The following is a 7,109-nucleotide window of genomic DNA, read 5'->3' as shown; positions in this document are numbered from 1 at the left end:
TCAAAAACTCTCTGAAAAAGATTCACAAAACGATCTCGTAAAAGAAAATGAAGCAGACAAGGATTGAGGACAATGAACTGAATCGGTTTTTACGCCGTGTTTTTCTTGTATCTTCCTCTTTCTTACTTATAGCAGGTTGTTTTTGCTTGAATAAGAAATAAATTAGAAGTTCTATCATCTAAGAAAAATGATGAAAAAAATCATTTAACTAATGGTGTGAACGTTTAGTGTTTATCAGCTCCATTCTCTGTAATTTTGGGGGTAAAATCCACACCATTTAGATAAAATTAGTTGAATTTGATTGGAAAAACGCTTTTATAAAAGCGGAGAAAAGTCTTGATATTACGCTGTTTTTAGTCCAACTGAAATTCATACTTTCCAAACCAGGCTTGAAAAAAGCCCGTAAAGCATCACAATTCTCAAAACGTTAATCAACACGATTATATCAACGTTTACAGACATTCAAGAATTTTCTCTTGGATGTCTTTTTTTGTTCAAAAAACTAAAGTTCACCCTATTGCTTTTTGAGACTTCTAAAGGCTATTTCTCCTGCTGTTTGATTTACTGTTTCAGTAGTATTGACATAAGTCTTCGTTATTTGGATGTCACTATGAGTAAGTGCTTCTGAAATAGCTTTGATAGATATTCTAGCCTGTTTGGCTGGTGTGGCGCCTTGAATATTATGCTTATCCATAGTATTTTGTGTTATAATGTAGAAACAATACAGAAAATAAAAGAATCTTTTTAAATTCTGTAAATTTCACTTTGTGTAAACATGAGAAAATGTTGAATGTAGATAATGATGGGGGAGGCTTTGAAATGATCAGTTTAGAGTTGTTGTCTGAAGAAAATAGTTTAGATGTCTATTCTTTTGAAAAAGAAAATCGAGAGTATTTTAAACGAAATTTACCTCCTAGACCAGCTAACTATTTTGATTTAGAAGGTTTTAAAGAAATTACAAGGGAGTTGTTAACGGAACAAAGGAATCGTGATGTCTATATGCATCTTATTAGAGATTCGCAAGGCGTTATGGTCGGGAGAATCAATTTAAGTGTCTTAGATGGTGATCGGAAAACAGCAGAACTTGGGTATAGAATTGGGGAAAATGTTACCAATTTAGGTTATGCAAGCGAAGCGGTTAGACTCGTTTTAGACAAAGCGTTTACTACTTATGGTTTTAATAGAATCATTGCAGGAACAGCAAGAGATAATCTAGCTTCTCAGAGAGTGCTTTTAAAAAATGGCTTCACCTTTAGTAGAATGATAGAAAATGACTTACAAATTCATAATGAGTGGGTTCATACAGCAGTATTTGAGGTAAGGAGACCATAATATCATCATTTCCAGTCTATTAACAAGGTTAATGGAGTTATATTCTTTCCAGACATTCAAGAATTTTCTCTTGGATGTCTTTTTTTGTCTATCTTAATTTTACAAAATGGGAACTATGTTATAATAAGTAATATGATTACAGACTGAAAATTGTAGATTATCACTTGGAACGGAGGCAACTAATGAGAAATAAGGTTGCTAAAATAATTGCTATTGTACTCATTCTTATATTTGGAGGAACATATATATATAACAAGCTGACTAAACCAAATCTAGGCCCGAAAACAACCAAACTCTATCAGCATGGCTTTCGTTTGCTAGAAGAGCAAATAGGAACCTACATCAAAGAACACTATAGAGGTATTGAAAAGATTGAATTTTCCCCAATATACATTACTGAGGAAGGGTCAACATTCTCAAATGCGTACGTGCGTCCAACTATTTATGATAAGTATGGAAATAAGGCTACTCTAGGAACTCCAATTAATAACTTTAATCCAAGCAGTTTTGGTATCGTTTCTGATGTTCTTCTCAATTTTGATGGAGGCGGGAATGAAGCTATAGATTTAAAGGACTCCAATGGAAATAATATCGATGTTTCTAAAGCACAGCACTTGCCAGATGAAGCAAAACTCACGAAGGCTAGAAGTACAGATGAAAATATTTCTTTATTGGTTCAAGACAATCAGCTAAAGGATGTTGTTAAGGATGAAAAAGGAAGTCCTGAAGCTGAAATCATTTATAATGTTGAGCTAAGCAAAGGAAAAGAATGATATGACATTATCTGATCAGGAAGTTCGAAGATTACAATAACTATTCCCCTATTTAAAAAATATTGATTCAAATTTTATGAAATAAATCAGTAGATATCGTTCTGAAAAGCCTTGATATGTCGTTGTTTTTAGTCCAACTGAAATTCATACTTTCCAAACCAGGTCTTAAGAAAGCTCGTAAAGCTTCACAATTTAGTAAACGTTAATTCGAAAGAATTACAATACTTACAAAGAGCACCTTTCGAGGTGTTCTTTTTGTATTTTCATACTAAATTGTGGTAGTTGACGTAGTTGTTGTGGCTTTAGCCGCTTACAATTACGGCTGTCATTCGACGAAGTCAATTACCTCAAAACGTTAATCAACACGATACTATCAACGTTTACAGACATTCAAGAGTATTCTCTTGGATGTCTTTTTTTGTTTCAAAAATACAAAGTTGACCCCGTTATTTTTTTGATTTCAAGTATCCATTTCATCTCTATTTAGAAAAATATCAAATCAATTCTTATTCAGGATAAGAGTTTTGACCTAAATCATTTACAAAATGACAAAAATAATGATATTTTTGACTAATATCATTGTCAAAAATAAAAAGATATGTTACAATGTAATCAAGTTAAAGAAATAAGACTTTGAACGGAGAAACTATGAGGATATCGGTAATAATATCTTATATAATAACAAAGGAGGAAAAATCAGATTCTACCATTTTGGGGATATCTAAGCGAAGTGGCTGAATTTGATAGACAATCGGTAAATATGAAGCTAAAAAATCGTTTAAAAGAGCTTCGCGCTCGTGATGGTTTAAACCAAACTGAGCTTGCCAAGCTAGCAGGTATATCTAGGCAGACCATTAGTTTGCTAGAGCGTGATGAGTATACCCCCTCTATTATTATCGCCTTGAAAATCTCTCAGATATTTCATGAGCCAGTAGAGTCGGTATTTCGCTTAGAGGAGGAAGAATCATGAACAAATATAGAGTAATTTATTATCTTTGTATCATTGCCTTTATAGCAAATGTTTCGATGATGATCGGGACCTTGCTGGGATGGTTTCAGATTTTAGACAGTAATTATTTTTTCTGGAGTAGCTTGATTTTTAGTTTAGTATTTGAGCGGATAGAAAAGAAAGTAAAAGAAAGAGTATAAAAGGAGTAAGATTATGAAAGAGTTTTTGGCAGATTTTCAAGTAGATACCGAACATAAAGAAATTGCAGGGGTTTGTGCCGGTATCGCCCGTTATTTCAATGTAGACCCTCTGATGATTCGTGCATTAGCCGTTTTGCTTTTTCTATCTTCGATAGAAATTAGTCTTCTCACAGTGATAAGTTATGCTTTTTTAGCTGGCTGGATGGGAAATGAATCTCTTGAAGTAGTCATCAAAAAATCAGGGTACAAGATTCTATTTTTCTATCTAGTTGCCATTCTCCTGAATAGTTTTGGTGATCAAGTTTTAACGGCTACTTTTGGATTTGGGCATGCTCTGGTTCAAGGACTGCTAGGTTTATTTTAGAAAGAAGATAGAAAATGAAAAAGAAACATTTATTACTATTGTTAGGAAGTTTATTGTTGGGTGGTTTAATCGGAATGTTTGGTGCTACCTTTACGAATCTTCATTTAAACATTTCTCAAGAGCAAGTACAGTTTATTTTGACGACCATCTTTTTCTGTCTGGGAATACTATCGACAATAGTAGCTCTCTATTTTATCATGAATAGTAGGAAAGTTTATGCTAGCTACCTAGCAGAAGAAGATGATGAATTAAACGAGCTAGCTTATATTAAGATGTATCGCTCTCTAGATTATGGGACAGTTGCTTACAATGTTTTGCAAGTTAGTATGCTTTTTAGCTTGCTTACAGTGTTGCCTAGCCACGATTTACCGATATCAGCTTTTCTCTTAGCAGTATTAACCATTCTTGTTGGAAGTTTCTGCATCAAAACAACGAGCAAAATTCGTAATTACCAACTCTCTATTTTAGCCACACCAAAAGAGGTATTAGATTATCTAGAAACCTATGACGAGGGAGAGAAACAAGCGGAAATGGAAGAGGCTTATTTAATCTTGTTCAAACTCAATCAGCTAATCTTACCATCTGTCTATATCATCTTGTTTGCCCTATCCATTATTCTTGGAGAAGTACAGTTAGTTGCTGCCCTTATAACTGCTGTCATCCATCTCTATATCAATATTGCACAATTAAGAAAAACAAAACGTTACTTTAAATAACAGGGGTTTCTATGAATCGTGTCGCAAATGTAGGTGACGATGTTGAAAGGAATGAATCAATCAAAATAAATCTCATTCCAAGATAGAGCTAAACACAAAATTCTAAAAAGTTTGTAAAGTAGCTTTAGTAAACGTTCTTTTAAAAGAATGCTAATCATTACAATGAGCACCCTTCGGGGTGTTTTTTCTACACCCAAACTAAATGAAAGATAAACAAAAACCCACCCTATCTTTCACAGTCAAATGTGACTGTAGAAAATAGAGTGGGTCTAGGATGTTAAAGACTATTTGTCGTCTTTATGAAAGATATTTTTAACGCCCTTGATAGCTCCTTCAACAGCTTCTTTTGCATCCTCAGCAACTTCTTTTGCTTTTGAAGCAACTTTTTCAGCAGTGCCTTCAGCTTCTGTTTTTGTATCGCCGGTTAATTTACCAAAGCCTTCTTTAACAGAGCCTTTTACTTGGTTCAATTTTTCTTCTAATGACATAGCGTCACCTCCATGAAGTTAGTCGTTTATTTCTCTGAATGCAATACTGTTGATTTAAAAAAATAAAAAATATTTGTTTCAGATTAGAATGAGTATATTCTTTTTAAAATGGAAAGTCAAATTTTTGCTACGGCTAAAAAACAGGATCGCTTTCCGGTCACGAATAATGACCGACTAATAAGTCACGATATTTCGTTTTTCCAGCAAAGATTTGAAACGAAAGAAGCAAAAACTTTTCTGTCTACAATGAAATAAATGGTATAATGGTCGTGAATGGAGACATCGTAACGCTGTTTTTTGAAAAAGAGAAGATAAATATGAAAAGAATCCTTACAACCTACCCTGTTATCAGTACTTTAGCTCTAATCTGTTTATCGCTCGGTCTATTGACTTCCTTTTATGGGGATGCTATGTATGACCTATTGGCTTTTCATTCAAAGCCGGCCTATGCTTGGCAATATGTCAGTGGGACCCTGATGCACGGTAGTAAAGGAGCCCCTATCTGGTTTTTATGGGTCCATTTGTTGTTAAATGGACTCATGATCCTTCCCTTCGGAGGACTGCTAGAAAGAAAAAGAGGCTCCGGACAAGTCTTAATCGTTTTTGTGACGGCGACAGTCCTCTCTTCCATCGTTTTTCACTTTTTAACCCAGGAGCAGGACATTCAGGCAACAGGGATCTCTGCTGTAGGATACGCCTTTGTGACCGGAGGGATTATGCTCCTGCCAAAGATGTGGAAAGAATTTTCACTCACCGTAAAATGGTTTTATCTATTCTTAATTTTTCTATCTGGCCTCATGCTCTTACCAGCAATCACCGGATGGATCTCAACGCTATTGCATCTTTCAGGGGTTGTGAGTTATCTATTGGTTTTTATCGGAAGTAAAGTCTTGGAGGGGAGAAGCTAACTATTAAGACGGCTCCTCAGTAAGGTTTTCATCGTACTTCCTTGACTCTTCCTTTACCAGGCCGTATAATATTCTATATCAATGAAGAAATCACCTTTTGTCATTGTACAAAGGGTGATTTTATAACGAAAAAAAGGAGACACAATGGGGTATATCTCTACTATTAAAACGGCTGTTCAGCTCTTTCCTTTCCTGGCATTTTTGCTGACCTTGCCCTACATGATTTTGAATTATCGAAAATATGGTTCGGTCAATAAATTGCGGGTGCTGATTTTCTATTCTTTTATGCTTTACTTGATGACGGTCTATCTCTTGGTGATCTTGCCTCTGCCGGATCCAAGTAAGATTCATACTAGCTACTCGGAAATGGTCAATCTCCATCCCTTTGCTTTTGTGGTGGATTTTTTCAAGGAGAGCCCCTTTGATTTAGCGCAGACTGGTACTTGGATTCAAGCTCTTAAGCATCCAACTTTTTATGTGCCTGCCTTTAATGTCCTGATGTTGATTCCTTTTGGGATGTATCTGCGCTATTATTTCAAGTGTGGTTTTAAGAAAACGATCCTCCTGACAGCCCTCTTTAGTCTCTTTTTGGAACTGACCCAGTTATCAGGTCTCTACTTTATGTATCCGGGTCCTTACCGCCTGGCAGATGTTGATGATATTATTCAAAATACTACCGGTGGTGGAGTGGGTTATCTGCTCGGTTGGTTCCTGGTTTGGTTATTGCCGACACGAGACGAAATTGACGAGCATTCTTTCCGAGTAGGAACGAAAGTATCTGGTTTTCGGATGGGTCTTGCCTTCTTGATCGACTTTGTAATGCTATCCTTGCTTTACGCGGTAATCGAGCGTTTAGAGACGATTCCTTATGTAGCGATTTTGGCTGTTTATTTTGGTTTGATTCCTTTGTGGCGGGGCAAAACCTTGGGAATGGCTTTATTGAAATTCCGCTTGCATTTTGACAAGCAAAAATGGCTTCGCACCATCTGGCGGGGAATCCTGGTAGTAGGTTATTTCTATCTGATTCCTCAAGGGTTGTTCTATTTGATTTCGCTCTTGAATAGCGATTTGACGGACAATTCTCTCTTAACCCTGTCCATGATTTTATTGCTCTTCTTTGTGGTTTTATTGTACCTGATTCTCACTCTTGCCATCGTCTTGCTCAATCGTCGCTTTCCCTTTGACCGTCTAGCTGGGGCTGAGTATGAGAGTACGGTGCGCGTGAAGAAAGAGCTCTTAAAAGATGAAACTGAATCGTCAAAATAAAGAGAGTGGGACAGAAATCGGTAATTCGTTAGAATTCGATTTCGTCGTCTCACCTCCGCACAGTTGAGTAGGGCTGTAAAAGCTGATGAAATCAGCGTAGTAGAGCCCACTCA

The 7,109-nt window shown here is 36.1% G+C and carries 10 protein-coding genes; 8 read left to right on the top strand and 2 right to left on the bottom strand.

Features of this window, described 5'->3' with window-relative positions; all coding sequences use genetic code 11:
• Positions 1–514 precede the first annotated feature (514 nt).
• A complete protein-coding gene (locus tag ADI76_RS11015) occupies positions 515–694 on the bottom strand; it encodes a hypothetical protein (protein WP_049473330.1) in 180 nt (59 codons plus the stop codon).
• 125 nt (positions 695–819) lie between these two features.
• Here ADI76_RS11015 and ADI76_RS09285 point away from each other — a divergent pair, with 125 nt between their 5' ends.
• The 6 genes from ADI76_RS09285 to ADI76_RS09260 all read left to right on the top strand — a co-directional run bounded on the left by ADI76_RS09285 (position 820) and on the right by ADI76_RS09260 (position 4,334).
• Positions 820–1,332 (top strand): GNAT family N-acetyltransferase, encoded by a 513-nt coding sequence (locus ADI76_RS09285; RefSeq protein WP_049516046.1) that lies wholly within the window; start codon positions 820–822, stop codon positions 1,330–1,332.
• Between the two features lie 182 nt (positions 1,333–1,514).
• Entirely contained in the window at positions 1,515–2,105 is a 591-nt protein-coding gene (locus ADI76_RS09280) for a hypothetical protein (RefSeq protein WP_021154426.1), read from the top strand.
• A 760-nt stretch (positions 2,106–2,865) separates the two neighbouring features.
• The gene (locus tag ADI76_RS09275) at positions 2,866–3,075 is read left to right on the top strand and encodes a helix-turn-helix transcriptional regulator (RefSeq protein ID WP_031576108.1); all 210 of its coding nucleotides are present in this window, start codon (positions 2,866–2,868) and stop codon (positions 3,073–3,075) included.
• Entirely contained in the window at positions 3,072–3,254 is a 183-nt protein-coding gene (locus ADI76_RS09270; RefSeq protein ID WP_049516043.1) for a hypothetical protein, read from the top strand. The genes ADI76_RS09275 and ADI76_RS09270 overlap by 4 nt, the downstream gene beginning before the upstream one ends.
• A gap of 13 nt (positions 3,255–3,267) precedes the next feature.
• The gene (locus ADI76_RS09265; RefSeq protein ID WP_049499704.1) at positions 3,268–3,618 is read left to right on the top strand and encodes a PspC domain-containing protein; all 351 of its coding nucleotides are present in this window, start codon (positions 3,268–3,270) and stop codon (positions 3,616–3,618) included.
• Positions 3,619–3,632: 14 nt separating this feature from the next.
• Positions 3,633–4,334, top strand: a complete 702-nt coding sequence (locus ADI76_RS09260) for a DUF3169 family protein (protein WP_049516041.1) — start codon at positions 3,633–3,635, stop codon at positions 4,332–4,334.
• Between the two features lie 284 nt (positions 4,335–4,618).
• Here the strand turns inward: ADI76_RS09260 and ADI76_RS09255 are convergent, their stop codons facing one another.
• Entirely contained in the window at positions 4,619–4,822 is a 204-nt protein-coding gene (locus ADI76_RS09255; RefSeq protein ID WP_003014014.1) for a CsbD family protein, read from the bottom strand.
• Positions 4,823–5,139: 317 nt separating this feature from the next.
• Here ADI76_RS09255 and ADI76_RS09250 point away from each other — a divergent pair, with 317 nt between their 5' ends.
• Together ADI76_RS09250 and ADI76_RS09245 are read left to right on the top strand one after the other, a co-directional pair.
• Positions 5,140–5,730 carry a rhomboid family intramembrane serine protease gene (locus ADI76_RS09250; RefSeq protein WP_049516033.1) on the top strand — a complete coding sequence of 197 codons (591 nt, stop codon included), beginning with the start codon at positions 5,140–5,142 and terminating at the stop codon, positions 5,728–5,730.
• A 144-nt stretch (positions 5,731–5,874) separates the two neighbouring features.
• On the top strand, positions 5,875–6,996 hold the full coding sequence (locus ADI76_RS09245) for a VanZ family protein (RefSeq protein ID WP_023919353.1): 1,122 nt from the start codon (positions 5,875–5,877) through the stop codon (positions 6,994–6,996).
• Positions 6,997–7,109: the final 113 nt, after the last annotated feature.

The organism is Streptococcus parasanguinis (assembly GCF_001074805.1).
Lineage (GTDB): Bacteria > Bacillota > Bacilli > Lactobacillales > Streptococcaceae > Streptococcus > Streptococcus parasanguinis_A.
This window is presented reverse-complemented; position numbering and strand designations above follow the sequence as displayed.

Bases quoted from the DNA above. Each gene is read 5' to 3' on its own strand.
- ADI76_RS11015 (WP_049473330.1), bottom strand. From the start codon at position 694: ATGGATAAGCATAATATTCAAGGCGCCACACCAGCCAAACAGGCTAGA.
- ADI76_RS09285 (WP_049516046.1), top strand. From the start codon at position 820: ATGATCAGTTTAGAGTTGTTGTCTGAAGAAAATAGTTTAGATGTCTAT.
- ADI76_RS09280 (WP_021154426.1), top strand. From the start codon at position 1,515: ATGAGAAATAAGGTTGCTAAAATAATTGCTATTGTACTCATTCTTATA.
- ADI76_RS09275 (WP_031576108.1), top strand. From the start codon at position 2,866: ATGAAGCTAAAAAATCGTTTAAAAGAGCTTCGCGCTCGTGATGGTTTA.
- ADI76_RS09270 (WP_049516043.1), top strand. From the start codon at position 3,072: ATGAACAAATATAGAGTAATTTATTATCTTTGTATCATTGCCTTTATA.
- ADI76_RS09265 (WP_049499704.1), top strand. From the start codon at position 3,268: ATGAAAGAGTTTTTGGCAGATTTTCAAGTAGATACCGAACATAAAGAA.
- ADI76_RS09260 (WP_049516041.1), top strand. From the start codon at position 3,633: ATGAAAAAGAAACATTTATTACTATTGTTAGGAAGTTTATTGTTGGGT.
- ADI76_RS09255 (WP_003014014.1), bottom strand. From the start codon at position 4,822: ATGTCATTAGAAGAAAAATTGAACCAAGTAAAAGGCTCTGTTAAAGAA.
- ADI76_RS09250 (WP_049516033.1), top strand. From the start codon at position 5,140: ATGAAAAGAATCCTTACAACCTACCCTGTTATCAGTACTTTAGCTCTA.
- ADI76_RS09245 (WP_023919353.1), top strand. From the start codon at position 5,875: ATGGGGTATATCTCTACTATTAAAACGGCTGTTCAGCTCTTTCCTTTC.